The 16,673-nt window shown below is 71.1% G+C and carries 11 protein-coding genes; 7 read left to right on the top strand and 4 right to left on the bottom strand.

Annotated features, from left to right (window positions below; translation table 11 throughout):
- Positions 1 to 193: 193 nt before the first annotated feature.
- Both malQ and ACFYOY_RS16675 read right to left on the bottom strand, forming a co-directional pair.
- A complete protein-coding gene (gene malQ, locus ACFYOY_RS16680; protein ID WP_351882381.1) occupies positions 194 to 2,386 on the bottom strand; it encodes a 4-alpha-glucanotransferase in 2,193 nt (730 codons plus the stop codon).
- Positions 2,386 to 2,676, bottom strand: a complete 291-nt coding sequence (locus ACFYOY_RS16675) for a hypothetical protein (protein WP_059145677.1) — start codon at positions 2,674 to 2,676, stop codon at positions 2,386 to 2,388. Before ACFYOY_RS16675 ends, malQ begins: the two co-directional genes overlap by 1 nt.
- Before the next feature lie 393 nt (positions 2,677 to 3,069).
- Between ACFYOY_RS16675 and ACFYOY_RS16670 the strand changes: the two genes are divergently transcribed.
- Positions 3,070 to 6,057 (top strand): beta-N-acetylglucosaminidase domain-containing protein, encoded by a 2,988-nt coding sequence (locus ACFYOY_RS16670; RefSeq protein WP_388587703.1) that lies wholly within the window; start codon positions 3,070 to 3,072, stop codon positions 6,055 to 6,057.
- A 303-nt stretch (positions 6,058 to 6,360) separates the two neighbouring features.
- Here the strand turns inward: ACFYOY_RS16670 and ACFYOY_RS16665 are convergent, their stop codons facing one another.
- Positions 6,361 to 6,897, bottom strand: coding sequence for an HNH endonuclease (locus ACFYOY_RS16665; protein WP_093461819.1), 537 nt, complete (start codon positions 6,895 to 6,897; stop codon positions 6,361 to 6,363).
- Positions 6,898 to 7,350: 453 nt separating this feature from the next.
- On the opposite strand from ACFYOY_RS16665, the gene ACFYOY_RS16660 reads away from it, so the two are divergent.
- Entirely contained in the window at positions 7,351 to 8,451 is a 1,101-nt protein-coding gene (locus ACFYOY_RS16660) for a mechanosensitive ion channel domain-containing protein (RefSeq protein WP_351882376.1), read from the top strand.
- A gap of 127 nt (positions 8,452 to 8,578) precedes the next feature.
- On the opposite strand, the gene ACFYOY_RS16655 is transcribed toward ACFYOY_RS16660, so the two are convergent.
- Positions 8,579 to 10,504: a S53 family peptidase gene (locus ACFYOY_RS16655; protein WP_351883066.1), complete on the bottom strand. Its 1,926-nt coding sequence runs from the start codon at positions 10,502 to 10,504 to the stop codon at positions 8,579 to 8,581.
- 298 nt (positions 10,505 to 10,802) lie between these two features.
- On the opposite strand from ACFYOY_RS16655, the gene ACFYOY_RS16650 reads away from it, so the two are divergent.
- The 5 genes from ACFYOY_RS16650 to ACFYOY_RS16630 all read left to right on the top strand — a co-directional run bounded on the left by ACFYOY_RS16650 (position 10,803) and on the right by ACFYOY_RS16630 (position 16,613).
- Positions 10,803 to 12,038, top strand: a complete 1,236-nt coding sequence (locus tag ACFYOY_RS16650; RefSeq protein WP_351882374.1) for an ROK family transcriptional regulator — start codon at positions 10,803 to 10,805, stop codon at positions 12,036 to 12,038.
- A gap of 101 nt (positions 12,039 to 12,139) precedes the next feature.
- Positions 12,140 to 13,468 carry an extracellular solute-binding protein gene (locus tag ACFYOY_RS16645; protein ID WP_388587699.1) on the top strand — a complete coding sequence of 443 codons (1,329 nt, stop codon included), beginning with the start codon at positions 12,140 to 12,142 and terminating at the stop codon, positions 13,466 to 13,468.
- 11 nt (positions 13,469 to 13,479) lie between these two features.
- Complete coding sequence (locus ACFYOY_RS16640) at positions 13,480 to 14,433, top strand: sugar ABC transporter permease (protein WP_351882370.1); 954 nt, start codon at positions 13,480 to 13,482, stop codon at positions 14,431 to 14,433.
- Positions 14,434 to 14,448: 15 nt separating this feature from the next.
- A complete protein-coding gene (locus tag ACFYOY_RS16635; RefSeq protein ID WP_388587696.1) occupies positions 14,449 to 15,354 on the top strand; it encodes a carbohydrate ABC transporter permease in 906 nt (301 codons plus the stop codon).
- 11 nt (positions 15,355 to 15,365) lie between these two features.
- Complete coding sequence (locus ACFYOY_RS16630; RefSeq protein WP_388587971.1) at positions 15,366 to 16,613, top strand: 6-phospho-beta-glucosidase; 1,248 nt, start codon at positions 15,366 to 15,368, stop codon at positions 16,611 to 16,613.
- The last annotated feature ends 60 nt before the right edge of the window (positions 16,614 to 16,673 follow it).

Genomic DNA, 16,673 nt, shown 5'->3' with positions numbered 1-16,673 from the left:
GGTCGTCATTGATCGGATCTCTATGGCGGTGTTCATGACAGACTGCCAGAGGAGAGGCGTTCTGGGGAGACTGCACAAAGCAGAGATCCAACCTATGGGCGGGCCGGGGCATCAATGTCCGGCGAGGCGGCCATGGGCGGGGTTCGGTCGGCTACGGGGCGGGGTCACGGCAGCTACGGGTGGCGTCGGACGGCTACGGGGCGGGGTCACGAGGGGCGAGCCGGGCCACCTCGGCCATCAGCGCCCGCAGCCGGGGCGAGGCGACCAGCTCCTCCAGGGGCATCGGGCGCCCCTCGGCGTCGGCGATCGGCAGCCGCCAGTTGGGGTACTGATCCCAGGTGCCCGGCAGATTCTGCGGTCTGCGGTCCCCCACCGCGTCCGGCAGCCATACGCCCACCATCCTCGCCGGAGTGCGCAGCAGAAAGCGGTGGACCGCCTTGATCGCCCCCTCCTCGTCGCCCGGCCCCTCCGGCAGCAACCCGAGCCGCCCCAGCAGCGCCAGCCACTCGGCGACCTCGACCGCGTCCGCCGCGCGCTCCTCGGCGAGGGGACGGGTCAGCAGGCCCAGCCGGTGCCGGAGCTCGACATGGTCGCCGGTGAGCCGGGCCGCCGTGCTCGGCAGATCGTGGGTCGTCACGGTGGCCAGGCAGTCCGCGCGCCACTCCCCGGGGGACAGCGGCCGGGCCGCGCCCGCCGCGGCGGCACTGCCGTAGTGGCGCTCGAACCACATCACCGACGTCCCCAGCACCCCGCGCCGCTCCAGCTCCTCCCGCACGCCGGGCTCGACCGTCCCCAGGTCCTCCCCTATGACGACCGTCCCGGCCCGGTGCGCCTCCAGGGCGAGCACGCCGAGCATCGCCTCCGCGTCGTAGCGGACGTAACAGCCCGCGGTCGGCTCACGCCCCTCGGGGACCCACCACAGCCTGAAGAGGCCCATCACATGGTCGATGCGGAGCGCGCCCGCGTGCCGTAAGAGGCCGCGCAGCAGATCGCGGTAGGGGGCGTAGCCGGTGGCGGCGAGGGCGTCCGGGCGCCATGGCGGCAGGCCCCAGTCCTGGCCCCGGGAGTTGAAGGCGTCCGGGGGCGCGCCGATCGACATGCCGGAGGCGAAGACGTCCTGGAGCGCCCAGGCGTCGGCGCCCGAGGGATGGACCCCGACCGCCAGGTCGTGTACGAGGCCGATGCCCATGCCCGCGTCGAGCGCGGCGCGCTGGGCGGCGGCGAGCTGGGTGTCGGTGAGCCAGGCGAGCCAGCAGTGGAAGTCAGTGCGGTCCAGATGTTCGGCCCGCGCCCGGGCGGTGCCCGCCGAGCGCGGATCGGCCAGGCCGCCGGGCCAGGTGCGCCATTCGGGGCCGTGGGTCTCGGCGAGCGCGCACCACAGGGCGTGATCCTCCAGGGCCTGGCCGCGCTCGGCGAGGAAGTCGCAGTAGGCGGCGCGGCGGCCGGGGCTGAGCGGGACCGTCCGCACCAGCTCCAGCGCCTCGCGCTTGAGGGCCCAGACGGCGTCCCGGTCGATGAGGGCGTCCTCGCGCAGGACGGACGTACGGAGGGCGGCGGCGGCCTCCAGCAGCTGATCGGCCCGCTCACGGGCACGGCCGCGCAGCTGGACGTATTCGGGCACGTCCTCGATCCGCAGATGGACCGGGTCGGGGAAGCGGCGCGAGGAGGGGCGGTAGGGCGAGGGGTCGGTGGGCGCGCCCGGGGTGCCGGGCACGGCGGCGTGCAGCGGGTTGATCTGCACGAAGCCAGCGCCGAGGGCCCGCCCCGACCAGGCGGCCAGATCGGCCAGGTCGCCGAGATCGCCCATGCCCCAGGAGCGTGCGGAGAGCAGCGAGTAGAGCTGCACCAGAAAGCCGTGGCTGCGGACCGGGGATAACGGCATCCGGTCGGGGGCCACGATGAGGGGGGCGGTGGCGCGGCGGCCGTCGGGGGCCTCGGCGAGCAGGGTGTGGGCGCCGGGCGGCAGCGCGGCGAGCGCGGCAAGAAGGCCGTCGGTGGTGCCCTCCGTAAGAGCGCTACCGATATGAACACTGTCTGTGCGGGCCTCCGTAAGGAGGCCATCGGCCCCACGGGTCCCCGCGGCCGCCCGCCCCCGCGTGTGCGGTGCGCCGTCTTCGGGGTGCACCCGCAGCGCCGTGCCCTCGGGCAGGCTCAGGCGTGGCGCCTTGCCGGGGCGCACCACCACGCAGGGGGGCAGCAGCTGGTCGCGCTGCCGGCGCTCATGCCGGTCCAGCGCTTCGCGTACCGATTCGGGGGTCGAGGCGTCCACGCCGAGCGCGGCCAGTACGGCGACGACTGTGTCCTCGGGCACCTGGACGGTGCGGCCCGGGGCGGGCTCGTAGGAGGTGGCGACACCGTGCAGCTCGGCGAGCCGCGCTCTGCCCATCAGTACTCCATCGGCTCGCAGCCCGCGCCCACGCCGGTGAGGGCGGCGGTCGGCTCACTTGTCAGGGGACGTTCGGCGGCGAGCGGGGGCTCGCTGGTCAGGGGAACGTTGTCGGCGAGCGGGGGCTCGCTGGTGAGGGGCGCCTCCGTGGCGCTTCCGGACCCGAAGCCGTCCAGGCCGCACAGTCCACAGTCGGGGTCGGAGACTCCGTCGAAGGGATCCGGTTCACTGGACGCCTCGGGTCCGGGTTTGGACAGGGCGGAAAGCAGAAGCTGAGCTGACGCGGCCACACGGACCTCCGTGGGGTTGTCGGCAGTGGGTCATCCCGAGCCCTACCCACTCCGGACGGACGCAGACGTAAACGCCCCCCGTACGTGCTGTAGGTCACATCCCCTCTGGGCGGCGATTTCACGGCAGTAAGGGATCGGGAGCACAGAGTTTACGAACAGGACCGCCCTTCATCCGTCAGACTTGCGCCGGGCGCGCCGCGTCCGGCCCCGGTCCACCCGATGCCTCGCGCACGCGGCAATGCCGACAGTTCGGTCGTCCGCGTTGACACCCTCACCGGCCTGGTGGTGGGCTCACGCCTATCGGCGCCATATCTACGGGGACCGGCGATCTGGATCGAGGAGAGGCCCGTGCACTTCGGGGGGAAGAGGCCCAGGGCGGCGGGGGCGACGGCCATGGCTGCCGCGGTCATCGGCGGGCTGCTCGGCGGCGCCCCCGCGGCCGCCGCCGCACCGGTGGACCACGGCTCCCCGGACGCCTCCACACCGGAGCGCGACAGCAGCGACGGCATACCGCCCGTATGGCCGCGCCCTCAGTCGCTGCGGGCGCACGGGCCGGAGCTGGCTCTGGGGGACGAGGCCACCCTCATAGCCGACGGCGACACCGATCCGTACGCCCTGGACGCGCTGCGCGGCCTGCTGCACGACGCGGGGGTGCGCACCGTCAACGAAGCCACACCCGGTGGCAAGGCCCCGACGCGCGGACTGGTGGTGCAGGTGGGCGGCCGGGGCGCGGCCCGCGCGCTGCGCGCCCTGCGCGCGCCCGAGCGCGGCGACCTCCCGTCCGGCGGCTATCTCCTGGCCACGGGCCCGGTGGAGGGGCGGCCCACGGTCGCGCTGTCCGGCGTGGGCCCCGACGGTCTCTTCCACGCCGTCCAGACCCTGCGCCAGCTGCTGGTGAAGCGGGAGGGCCAGGGCTCCGCCGTCGCCGGGGTGACCGTCCGCGACTGGCCCGGAACGGCCGTAAGGGGCACGACCGAGGGCTTCTACGGCTCCCCGTGGTCACACCGCGACCGGCTGGCCCAGCTCGACTTCATGGGCCGCACCAAGCAGAACCGCTATCTCTACGCGCCCGGCGACGACCCTTACCGGCAGGCCCGCTGGCGCGACCCCTACCCCGCCGAGCGGCGCGAGGAGTTCCGCGAGCTGGCCACGCGCGCCCGGGCCAACCACGTCACCCTCGGCTGGGCGGTCTCCCCCGGCCAGGAGATGTGCTTCTCGTCCTCGAAGGACCTCAAGGCGCTGCTGCGTAAGGTCGACGCCATGTGGGCGCTCGGGGTGCGCTCCTTCCAGCTGCAGTTCCAGGACGTCAGCTACAGCGAGTGGCACTGCGACGCCGACGCCGACTCCTTCGGCTCCGGCCCGGAGGCCGCCGCCAGCGCACAGGCCAAGGTGGCCAACGCCCTCGCCCGCCATCTGGCGGGCCGCTACGCCGGCTCGGCCCCGGTGTCCCTGATGCCGACCGAGTACTTCCAGGACGGCGACACCGAGTTCCGGCGCGCGCTGGCCGGTGCGCTCGACGACGGCGTGGACGTCGCCTGGACTGGGGTGGGGGTGGTGCCCAGGACCATCACCGGCGGTGAGCTGGCCGGTGCCCGGTCGGCGTTCGGCCATCGCCTGGTCACCATGGACAACTACCCGGTCAACGACTGGGCGCAGGACCGGATCTTCCTCGGCCCGTACACCGGCCGCGACCCGGCGGTGGCCACCCAGTCCGCGGCGCTGCTGGCCAACGCCATGGAGCAGCCGACCGCCTCCCGGATCCCGCTGTTCACCGCCGCCGACTTCGCCTGGAACCCGCGCGGCTACCGCCCTCAGGAGTCCTGGCAGGCGGCCATCGACGACCTCGCGGGACCCGACGCCAAGACCCGCGCCGCCCTGCGCGCCCTGGCCGGGAACGACGCCTCCTCGATGCTCGGCGGCGACGAGTCCGCGTATCTGCGCCCGCTCCTCGACGCGTTCTGGACGGCCCTGGCCGGCACGGACGTGGGGCGGCTGGAGCGCTCCGGGGACCGGCTGCGCGACGCCTTCCGGACCATGCGCGACGCCCCCGAGCGGCTGTCCCGCACGCTGGGCGATGATGTGCGGCCCTGGCTCGACCAGCTGGGCCGGTACGGCGACGCGGGCGTCCGGGCCGTGGACATGCTCACCGCCCAGGCACGCGGCGACGGAGCGGCGGCCTGGAAGGACCGGCTCGCGGTGGAGGCGCTGCGCGAGAAGATCGGGGACAGCCGGGTCACGGTCGGCAAGGGCGTCCTCGATCCCTTCCTCGCCAAGGCCCTGACTCGGGCGGACGCCTGGTCGGGCGTGGACCGGACTCCGAAGCAGGGGCTGCGGACCGGCAAGGACGACCACGCGGCTGCCGACGGTAAGGCGGCCACGGAGGTGGCGTCCCCCGGCCGCCCGGTCACGGTGCGCTTCGGCCGCAGCCGTCCGCTCTCCTCCGTCTCCGCGCTCACCACCCGGGTCCAGGACGCCTCACCGGGCACCGTGGAGGCGCATGTCCCCGGTAAGGGCTGGCGCAGCATCGGTGCGCTCTCGGGCAGCGGCTTCACCCAGGTCAGGGCGGCGGACGGGGACAAGGACCTGCTGGCGGACGCGGTCCGGCTCAGCTGGCCGGCCGGCACCACCCCGCCGGCCGTGCACGAGATCACGCCCTGGTTCGGTGACACCCCGGACGCCGAGCTCACGCTGTCCCACAAGACGGCGGACGCGGAGATAGGCGGCGGCGCGGCCGTCGTCGAGGCCCAGTTGGTCTCCCACCGCCCCGGCGATGTGAACGGCGACCTTACGGTGAAGGCGCCGCGCGGCATCACCGTCCGCGCCCCCGGCGGGGTGACGGCCCCGCGCGGCGGCGCGGTGACCGCCCGCTTAGAGATATCGGTGGCCCAGGGCACCAAGGCGGGCAGCTACTCCCTCCCGGTCCGCTTCGGGTCGGAGGAGCGCATGCTGACCGTAAGGGCGCTTCCACGCACCGGCGGCCCGGATCTGGCCCGTGCGGAGGGCACGAAGGCGACCTCGTCCGGCGATGAGACCGCCGACCTCCCCGCGTCCGCCGCGATCGACGGCAAGGCCGACACCCGCTGGTCCTCCCGGCCCGAGGACGGCGCCTGGCTCCAGCTGGAGCTGGCCCGCCCGGCCCGGATCGGTCGCCTTGAGCTGAACTGGCAGGACGCCTACGCCTCCCGCTACCGCGTCCAGGTCTCCGGGGACGGCCGCACCTGGCGCGACGCGGCCACGGTCGCCCATGGGAAGGGCGGGCGGGAGTCGATCGGCATGGACGCCCCGGACACGCGTTTCATTCGCGTCCAGGGCGTCGAGCGCGCCACCCGGTTCGGCTACTCCCTCTGGTCGGTCGCCGCCTACGCGGTCGAGGAGAAGTAGGTCCCTGGGGGGCGGGGGCGGGTGCCTTGGAGCCTCCGGGTGCTTGGGGTCCACCGGCCGGGGGGGCACCACCCAGCGTGGCCGGGGGTGAGCCGCAGGGTGCCGTAGCGCTTCCGGGGGCTTGGTTCTTCCGGCCGGGGGCACCTCCCAGCGGTAGCTGGGGGCGAGCCGAAGGGCGCGTCGCTGTCGAGCGGGAGACGCGCGCAGGGAGCGAGGAACGAGCGACCGAGCACGTCGACCGTCGACAGCGACTGAAGCGCCCCGGAGGCGAGCCGACCCTCCAAAAAAAACAGGACCCGGGTCTCAGGCAGATTTGCCGTCGATCCGGGCCATGGCGTCTTCCGCGCCGTATGCCTGCAGGTATGGCAGCCAGCGCGGGTCCCTATGCCCCGTGCCGATGATCCGCCACGCGAGCCCCGAAGGCGGCGCGGGTTGATGGCGCAGCCGCCAGCCGATCTCGGCGACATGGCGGTCTGCTTTGACGTGATTGCAGCGACGGCACGCGGCGACCACGTTTTCCCAGGTGTGCTGCCCGCCACGGCTGCGCGGGATGACGTGATCGACGCTGGTTGCGACGCCACCGCAGTACGCGCATCGGCCGCCGTCGCGGGCGAACAGCGCGCGGCGGGTGAGCGGAACGGGGCCGCGAAAGGGCACCCTCACAAAGCGCTTCAGCCGGACGACGCTGGGTGCGGGGATCGCGCGGGTCGCGCTGTGCATCAGGGCGCCTGAGTCCTCAAGGCTGATGGCCTTGTCGTTGAGGACGAGTACGAGCGCGCGGCGGAGCGGTACGACGCCGAGGGGCTCGTACGACGCGTTGAGGACCAGGACATGCGGCACGGGGGCCTCCTTGTACGCCGGCGGCGCGTGGCTCGCGCCGGGACGATCTCCCCCAGTTTCCCCTGAACCCTGGCCGGAACGCCACTATCACCGGGTTAACGGTTGAGAGGCATTTCCGCGTACCGCGCGTATACCGCCCGCGCGCGGTAGCGGCGGCGGCCCCTTGACCACCGTCCCGACGGCCTTCCGGCGCCCTCGCGCGCGGGGTGCGCGCGCGGCGGGACACCACTGTGGAGTGGCAAGAATCACGGGACCGTCCGAGCGGTGCCGCCACGCGGTCCCGGCCGGGGCAGAAGGTGGAATTGCGGCCTCCGGCCCCGCTCATACGCGCCCCCTGAGCACGCTCGCGCGCTCTCGAACACAGGAACGGCGCGTCTCGCGCCCGGCTACTGTGTGAGAGGTTCCGCGCGCGGGTGATCCGTGCGGGCATGTCGCATACGAAGGGTTTCTGCTGTGTTCTGGTCCGCTGCTCTGGCCGCAGACTCGACGCCTCGTCCCACGACTCTCGACGATGCGCATAGGAGCGCCACCAACGCCGCGGGCTGGGTGGAGGAGAACTGGTCCACCTGGCTCGGCATCGGGCTGCGCATAGCCCTGATCCTGATCATCGCCTTCGTGCTCCGGTCCGTCATCCGGCGGGCGATCACCAAGCTGATAGAGCGCATGAACCGCACGGCCCAGGCCGTCGACGGCACCGCGCTCGGCGGGCTGCTGGTCAATGTGGAGCGACGGCGACAGCGTTCCGCGGCGATCGGCTCGGTGCTGCGCTCCGTCGCCTCGTTCATGATCATGGGCACCGCGGCGCTGATGATCCTCTCCGCGCTGCAGATCAATCTGGCGCCGCTGCTGGCGAGCGCGGGGGTCGCGGGTGTGGCGATCGGTTTCGGCGCCCGCAATCTGGTCACCGACTTCCTCTCCGGTGTCTTCATGATCCTCGAGGACCAGTACGGGGTCGGCGACACGGTCGACGCCGGGGTGGCCTCGGGCGAGGTGATCGAGGTCGGGCTGCGCGTCACCAAGCTGCGCGGGGACAACGGCGAGATCTGGTACGTGCGCAACGGCGAGGTCAAGCGGATCGGCAACCTCAGCCAGGGCTGGGCGACGGCCGCACTCGACGTCCAGGTCCGGGCCGAGGAAGATCTGGACCACGTCCGCTCCGTGATCACACAGGTCGGCGTGGACATGGCCAAGGACGAGCCGTGGAACGAGCGGCTGTGGGAGCCGATCGAGGTCCTGGGGCTCGACGCGGTCTATCTGGACTCGATGATCGTCCGGGTGTCGGCGCGGACCATGCCCGGCAAGTCGCTCGGTGTCGAGCGGGAGCTGCGCTGGCGGATCAAGAAGGCGCTGAACGAGGCGGGTATTCAGCTCGTCGGCCGGCCTCTGGACCCGGAGCTGCAGACCGAGAGCGTCGATCCGTCGGCCACCACGGCGGCGCCGTCGGCGCTGTCCAATCCGGACTCGCCGCAGTCCACGGCGGCCAGCCCGCTCTCCACCCCCGCCGGTCCGGCCGCCACCCCCTCCGCGACGGTGCCGCCGCCCGCGCAGAAGTGACCACGGCGCACACCCAGAAGTAGGCACCGCCCACGCGAAGCGGAAATAGGCGCGGCGGACATGGCAGAGCTCCCGCCCCGGGGAGGGACGGGAGCCCCATGAGAACCGTAAGGAGCTCAGGCCCGGCTCAGCGGCGGTGGTGTCCGCCGAACGAGGTGAGGTAGCCGGCCGCGGGGGTGCCCACGCCGGTCACATCGTCGTAGCCCACGACCGCGTGCAGCGAGCTGTCCCGGCCGAGGCTGCGCAGCGAGGTCACCAGCCCGTCGGAGTCGTCGTGGCTATTGACGTAGTCGACCCGGACCACGCCCAGCGAGACGCCCGCGCCCAGCGGGTGGTCGGTCACATCGTGGTACGAGGCGGTGCCGTACCGGTCGTACAGCGACGGGTTGGCGAAGCCGATCGGCTGGCCACCGCGCGCCTGCTGGGCGAGCGCCTGGACACCGGCGATCACGGGCGCGGCCAGCGAGGTGCCGCCGATGCGGTACTCGCCGTACTGGAGGGATCCGTCCGGGAAGGTCTGCGTCTGGCCCACCAGGAAGCCGGTGTTGGGGTCGGCCACGGCCGCGACGTCCGGGGTCACCCGCTGCTTGGCCGTGCCGCCGCCTGCCAGGGCGAGCGAGTCCGGCACCACTCCGCGCTGGTAGAAGGGCTGGGCGACGGTCTTGCTGGTGCCGCCTCCGGCGCCCGAGGTGTACCCGCCGGGCAGCGCGTCCCAGTTGCTGCCGTCGGCCGAGAGGGTGGCCTTGGTGGTGCCCCAGCCGGTCTCCCACTGGTACGTGTCGCCCTTGCCGACGGCCAGGGAGGTACCGCCGACCGCCGTCACCCACGCCGAGTTGGCCGGGGTGTCGACCTGCTTGGTGCCGGTGGACGCCACGTTGTCGCCGTTGTCACCGGAGGAGAAGTAGAAGCCGATGCCCTCGACCGCGCCCTGCTGGAAGATCTGGTCGTAGGCGGCGGCCACGTCCGGCGTCTCGTTGGCCTCCACATCGCCCCAGGAGTTGGAGACGATGTCGGCCAGCCGGTTGTCGACGACCTTGGCGAGCGAGTCGAGCAGATCGTCGTCGGTGCAGGAGGCTCCGCCGACGTAGACGATGTCGGCCGCGGGTGCCACCGCGTGTACCGCCTCGACGTCGAGGGTCTCCTCGCCGTACCAGCCGCCCGCGTCGCACTCCTCGGTGTTCCGGTAGTCGGCCGGCAGCACCTGCGTCAACTGGCCCTTACGGTAGGCCGGGTCGCCGTTGCGCTGGGCGTACTTGGCGGCGTCCGCGGCGATCGTCGGCGAGGCGAAGGCGTCGGTGATGGCGACGGTGACGCCCTTACCGGTGTGACGGCTCTTGGCGCCGTAGGCGGCGCGCAGCTGCTCGCCGGTGTACCCCTTGATCGCGTACGGCTGCTTGGCGCCGTACGCCGACGGCAGGCTCCGGTTGGTCCGGGAACCGTAGGAGGTGGAGAACGGCCCGGCGTTCTTGAAGACCGGTCCGGGGGGCGGGAGGGTCTCGTCGCGCTTGGCCCGCTTGGGCGCGTTGTCCAGGCCGACGACGGTCAGCACGGCGCCGTGGAGCGAGGCGGGCACGGTGGCCGCCTTCGACGGCGCCCGGTAGACCTTGCCGCCCTTGGTGTAGTTGTGCAGCTGGGTGCCGAACGCCCGCTCGGCGGCGGCTACTTCGCCGGTGACGGACAGATAGTGCTGGTTGGCGCCGGTGACGTCGAGCCCGGAGCCCTTCAACCAGGCGGTGACGGCGTCCTTCTGTTGCCGTGTCGCTCCGAAACGTGCCTGGGTCTGCCCGGCCGAGAGATACCTGCCGTAGTCCGGCGAGGACGGGTCGGACACGGCCTTCGCGTAGTCGGCCAGCCCCTTGGCGTCCCGTCCGGCGAGGTAGACGCGGGCGGTGACCTTATTGCCGTCATCGGTGGCGCCACGGTCCGAACGCACCGTCGCCCAGGTGGGCTTGGTGCCGTTCAGGGTGTCACGGCCCTGTGGTGCGGAGTCGGCCTGGGCCGTGGGTATGCCCAGTGCCAGCGCACCGGCCACCAACGGCAGCGCCGCCGCCAGCCCCAAGGCCGTGCGCCGTCTGGAACGGGCCGCGCGCTTCCGGGAAGAAGAAGATCTCACCAAACCCCCAGCGATACGAGTAGTCGCATTCCGGCGGGGGCCGACGATCACAGCCACCCCACCGCAGGCCACTCTTACGGTGACTTGTCCATGCCAGGTACATGCGAGATCCATCTCTTCGCCAAGAACCCGCCAAGGAAAGCCCACCCATGACCCATTGACGCCACCCCGGTCCGCCCCCTAGCTTGCTCTTCATCAATAGGAAACTTTCTTAACAGAGTGAGGACGGGGGCAGCACATGGCCGCACCACCCGGCAGCAGCACGCAGGGCGGCACGCCCGGGACTCCCCGCGTCCTCCGCGCCATGAACGACCGCACCGCACTGGAGCTGCTGGCCGCCCACGGGCCGCTCACCCGGACCCGGCTCGGAGAGCTGACCGGGCTGTCCAAGCCCACCGCCTCCCAGCTGCTGACCCGCCTGGAGTCCGTCGGCCTGGTCCGCACGACCGGGAACGTCACCGGACGGCCGGGGCCCAACGCGCAGCTGTACGAGATCGATCCGGCCGCCGCCCATGTGGCCGCGCTCGCGGTCGACCAGGAGGGCATCACCGCCGCCGTCGCCGACATCACCGGCCAGGTGGCCGGTGAGCACCGGGTGACGGCCCCGGCGACCGACGAGAGCGTGACCAACCGGACCGGGGAGCTGGTCGCCGAGGCGGTGGACGGCGCGCTGGCCGCCGCCGGGCTCGGCCGCGACGATCTGCACTCCACCGTGATCGGCACCCCCGGCGCGCTCGACCCGCGCACCGGGAAGCTGCGCTACGCCCCGCATCTGCCCGGCTGGCAGTCCCGCACCCTGCGGGACGAGCTGGCCGAGGTGCTGCACACCCCGATCGTCATCGAGAACGACGTCAACCTCGCCGCCATCGCCGAACAGCACCATGGCACCGCCCAGGACTTCGACGACTTCGCGCTGGTCTGGGCCGATGAGGGCGTCGGCGCGGCCATCGTGCTCGGCGGCACCCTGCTGCGCGGCGCCACCGGCGGGGCCGGCGAGATCGGCTATATGCCGCTGCCGGGCGCCCCGTTGGCCCGGGGCGGACCGGACGCCGCCGCCCGGCCGGACGGGGGCGGGGGGTTCCAGATGCTGGTCGGCTCGCCCGCCGTCGTGGAGCTGGCCCGCGCCCACGGGATCGACGCGCCCACGGCCACCAAGGCGCTCGCCGCCGCGCTGCGCACCCCCGGCGCGGGCGACGAGGTGCTGACCGAGCTGGCCCGCCGGCTGGCCACCGGGCTGGCCTCCGTCGTCGCCGTGGTCGACCCGGAGCTGGTCGTCCTTTCGGGTGAGGTCGCCCAGGCCGGCGGGGAGCGCCTGCGTCAGCTGGTCGAGGCGGAGATGACCGGTCTCGCACTGCCCCGCCCGCAGTTGCGGATCAGTGAGATCGAGGGGGATCCGATTCTCATCGGCGCGCTGCGGACGGCGGTCGCCGATGCCCGTCAGACCGTTTTCGACACCGCCCGATTCGACGCCTGATTCACCGCCCCACTCTCCCCGTACTTCCTCGTTCATCATCCGGCGCCCGCACCGCCGCTTCCCCCTGCCGTCCCCCCGTACCGCAGTAAAGGAAGTCCCCCATGCCACGAAAACTGGCCGCTCTCGCGTCGGTGCTGAGCGCCGGCGCCCTCCTCCTGACGGGCTGCGCCAATCCCAGCACCGGCAGCGCCGAGGACGATCCGTCCAAACCCGTCACGCTGAAGTTCTGGCACGGCTGGTCGGAGAAGAGCGAGGTCAAGGCGATCGATGCCAGCATCGCCCGATTCGAGAAACTCCACCCCAATATCAAGGTGAAGGCGACCGGGAACGTCACCGACGCCACCGTGAACCAGGCGCTGCGGGCCGGCGGAAGCGACGCCCCCGATGTCGTCTCCTCCTTCACCACCAACAATGTGGGACAGTACTGCTCGTCCGGGATGTGGGTGGACCTCAATCCGTTCATGAAGAAGACCGGGCTGGACAAGACCAAGGTCTTCCCGAAAACGCTGCTGGACTACACGAGCTACGAGGGCGACCAGTGCGCCCTCCCGCTGCTCGCCGACGCGTACGGCATGTACTACAACAAGGACGCCTTCGCGGAAGCGGGCATCAAGCGGCCGCCCCGCACCATGTCGGAGCTGCGGCGCGACGCCGTCAAGCTGACCAAGCGCACCAAGAGCGGCGGCTATCAGCGGGTCGGCTTCATGCCCAATTTCCGGCTCTACCAGAACAGCCCGGACCGGCTCTTCGCCCAGTGGGGCCCGTCCTATTTCGGCAAGGACGGCAAGGCGCGGCTGGCGAAGGAGAAGGCGGCCAAGGAGTTCTACGCCACCACCCGGGAGCTGATTCAAAGTCAGGGCGGCTATGGCCCGCTGGAGACGTTCCGCACCTCCTTCGGCGATGAGATGTCGTCCCAGAACGCCTTTCTCACCGGAAAGCTCGCCATGCACATGGACGGCGAATGGCGCGGGCTCTTCATGGAGGGCGCGAAGTTCAAGTGGGACACCGCCCCGCTGCCGGTGCCCGACGACCGGCCCGAAACCTACGGCCGGGGCTATCTCACCGGTACCGTGGTCGGCATCGCGCACAGCAGCACCCACCAGAACGCCGCCTGGGAGTTGGTGAAGTTCCTGACCGCCGACACCGATCAGGTGGTCGCCTTCGCCAACGCCATTCACAATGTGCCGTCCACCAAGGCGGCGCTCACCTCCCCGAAACTGGACTCGGATCCCACCTTCCGGGCCTTCCTCGATATCGCACAGAACCGCTACAGCACGGCCCTGCCGCCCTCGATCAACGGCGGTCAGTACGTCACTTCGCTGCAGGACTTCTCCTACGGCGTCGAGGCGGGCAAGGTGCACGATCTGGACGCGGGGCTACGGAAACTCGATGACGAGATAGACGCCGACAATCTCCAGGCACAGAACTGACGGAGTGCGATATGGCCACCTTGACGAACGCCCCCGCTCTGCGCCGCAAAGCACGGCGAGAGCGGCTGCGCACCCTCGGTTTCCTCTCCCCCTGGCTGGTCGGCTTCACCGTCTTCTTCGGCTATCCGCTGATCGCCACCGTCTACTTCTCCTTCATGCACTACAACCAGATCGAGGCCCCGACCTTCGTGGGGCTGCGCAACTGGCGTTATGTGCTGGAGCAGATGCCGCTGTTCGGACCGGCGCTGTGGAATACGCTCTGGCTGGTCGTGGTCATGGTGGCGCTGCGGGTCGTCTTCGGCCTGGGCATCGGACTGCTGGTCACCAGGATCAAGTCCGGGGTGGGATTCTTCCGCACCGCCTTCTATCTGCCGTATCTCGCCCCTCCGGTGGCGGCCACCGTCGCCTTCGTCTTTCTGCTCAATCCCGGTACCGGCCCGGTGAACGACGTCCTCGGGAATATCGGGATCCACGCGCCGAACTGGTTCAACGACCCGGCCTGGGCCAAGCCGTCCCTCGTGCTGCTCTCCCTGTGGGGCATCGGGGATCTCATGGTCATCTTCATGGCGGCGCTGCTGGATGTGCCCAAGGAGCAGTACGAGGCGGCCGAACTCGACGGCGCCGGGGCGTTCCATAAGTTCCGCTATGTGACCTGGCCGTCGATCACCCCGATCGTGATGTTCGCGGTCGTGACGGGCGTCGTTCAGACCATGCAGTACTACACCCAGGCGCTGGTCGCCGGAAAGCTCGCCTCCGGGGTCAGTGTCGGGCCCGGAACGGTCATCCAGCCCGGTTATCCCGACCACTCCACGCTCACGGTGCCGCAGCTCGTCTACTCGCTCGGCTTCCAGAACTTCAACACCGGAGCCGCCTGCGTGCTCTCGCTCGTGCTGTTCGCGATCGCGATGGCCGTGACGACGCTGCTGATGCGCAAGCGTGCCGGACTGCTGTCGGCCGAGGACTGAGAGGACCGATCCGCCATGACCGCCACCACCGCCCTCTCGGCGCCATCCGCGCCCGCGCGCCCCGCCGCCGGTCGCTCCCCCGCCCCCGCCGCCCGCCGCCGCGCCGTGCTGCACTGGATCGCCGTGCACACGGTCGCCATCGCCGCCGCGCTCTTCTTCATCCTGCCCTTCGTCTTTGTCTTCCTGACCTCGGTGATGAGCGATGACCAGGCGCTGAGCGGCGATCTGTGGCCCACCGAATGGAACTGGTCGAATTACGCCGATGTCTTCAACACTCCGGGCTTTTTGGACTGGTGGCGCAATTCGCTGATGTATGCCGGGCTCGGCACCCTGTTCACGGTCTGTTCCTCCATTCCGGTGGCCTACGCCCTCGCCAAATTCCGCTTCCGCGGCCGCCGCACCGCCATGATCATGGTCATCTCCACGATGATGCTGCCGCCGCAGGTGATCGTGATCCCGATGTATCTGGTCTGGGCCCAGCAACTGCATCTGTCGGGTTCGCTGTGGCCACTGATCATTCCGATGGCGTTCGGCGACGCGTACTCCATCTTTCTGCTGCGCCAGTTCCTGCTGACGATTCCCCGGGAGTACCTGGAATCGGCAAAGGTCGACGGCAGCGGTGAACTAGGCACGCTGCTGCGCATCGTGGTCCCGATGGCCAAGCCGGGGATCGCCGCCGTCGCGCTCTTCCAGTTCTTCTACTGCTGGAACGACTACTTCGGCCCGCAGATCTATGCCGCGCAGAATCCGGGCGCCTGGACGCTCAGCTACGGCCTGGAGAGCTTCAAGAGCGCGCACAGCGTCAACTGGAATCTGACGATGGCCGCGACCCTGCTCGTCATGGCCCCCGTCATCATCGTCTTCTTCTTCGCTCAGAAAGCCTTCGTCGAAGGCGTCACACTGACAGGAGTCAAGGGTTGAAGCTCGCAGTCGTGGGGGGCGGATCCACCTACACCCCCGAACTCATCGACGGGTTCGCCCGGTTGCGGGACGCGCTCCCGCTGGAGGAGCTCGTCCTGGTCGACCCGGCCGCCGACCGGCTGGAGCTGGTCGGCGGGCTGGCGCGCAGGATCTTCGCCAAGCAGGGCCACCCGGGCACCATCTCGTGGACCGACGACCTGGACGCGGGCGTGGACGGCGCGGACGCGGTCCTGCTGCAGCTGCGGGTCGGCGGCCAGGCCGCGCGGAATCAGGACGAGACCTGGCCGCTGGAGTGCGGCTGTGTCGGACAGGAGACCACCGGCGCGGGCGGGCTTGCCAAGGCGCTGCGCACCGTCCCCGTGGTGCTGGACATCGCCGAGCGGGTGCGTCGCCGCAACCCCGACGCCTGGATCGTGGACTTCACCAACCCGGTCGGGATCGTGACCCGGGCGCTGCTCACGTCCGGGCACCGGGCGGTCGGCCTGTGCAATGTCGCCATCGGCTTCCAGCGGAAGTTCGCGAAGCTGCTGGGTGTCACCCCCGGCGAGGTGACGCTGGAGCATGTGGGCCTGAACCACCTCACCTGGGAGCGTGCGGTGCGCATCGGCGGCACCGACGGCGAGGATGTGCTGCCCAAGCTGCTCGCGGAGCACGGCGAGGCGATCGCCGAGGATCTGCGGATGCCGCGCGCGCTGGTAAACCGGCTCGGCGTCGTCCCCTCCTACTATCTGCGCTACTTCTACCAGCACGACGCGGTGGTGAGGGAGCTGCGCAGCAAGCCGTCCCGGGCGGCGGAGGTCGCGGCGATCGAGCGGGAGCTGCTGGGGATGTACGGCGATCCGGCGCTGGACGAGAAGCCCGAGCTGCTCAGCAAGCGCGGCGGGGCGTTCTACTCGGAGGCGGCGGTCGATCTCACCTCGTCCCTGCTGGGCGACACCGGTGAGGTGCGGATCGTCAATACGCTCAACAACGGCACCCTGCCCTTCCTGCCCGACGACGCGGTGATCGAGGTCCCGGCGGCCGTCAACGCACAGGGCGCGAAGCCACTGCCCGTGCGCCCCCTCGAGCCCCTGTTCGCCGGCCTGGTCGCCAATGTCACGGCGTACGAACACCTGGCGCTGGAGGCGGCGTTGAAGGGCGGCCGGGAGCGGGTCTTCCAGGCGCTGCTCTCCCACCCCCTCATCGGCCAGATCGAATACGCCGAGAAGCTGACCGACGACCTCATCGCGCACAACCGGGAGCATCTGGCGTGGGCCTGACCCAGTCCGTATCGACCCCCTCTCCGTCCCCTTCGTCTCCTTCCGCCGCTTCCTCCGCTT

It is taken from the genome of Streptomyces sp. NPDC007875, assembly GCF_042868035.1.
Taxonomy (GTDB): Bacteria; Actinomycetota; Actinomycetes; order Streptomycetales; family Streptomycetaceae; genus Streptomyces; species Streptomyces antimycoticus.
The sequence above is the reverse complement of the archived record's forward strand: the minus strand, read 5'-3'. Positions and strand labels throughout refer to the sequence as shown.

Bases quoted from the DNA above. Each gene is read 5' to 3' on its own strand.
- malQ (WP_351882381.1), bottom strand. From the start codon at position 2,386: ATGGGCAGAGCGCGGCTCGCCGAGCTGCACGGTGTCGCCACCTCCTAC.
- ACFYOY_RS16670 (WP_388587703.1), top strand. From the start codon at position 3,070: ATGGCTGCCGCGGTCATCGGCGGGCTGCTCGGCGGCGCCCCCGCGGCC.
- ACFYOY_RS16650 (WP_351882374.1), top strand. From the start codon at position 10,803: ATGGCCGCACCACCCGGCAGCAGCACGCAGGGCGGCACGCCCGGGACT.
- ACFYOY_RS16645 (WP_388587699.1), top strand. From the start codon at position 12,140: ATGCCACGAAAACTGGCCGCTCTCGCGTCGGTGCTGAGCGCCGGCGCC.
- ACFYOY_RS16640 (WP_351882370.1), top strand. From the start codon at position 13,480: ATGGCCACCTTGACGAACGCCCCCGCTCTGCGCCGCAAAGCACGGCGA.
- ACFYOY_RS16635 (WP_388587696.1), top strand. From the start codon at position 14,449: ATGACCGCCACCACCGCCCTCTCGGCGCCATCCGCGCCCGCGCGCCCC.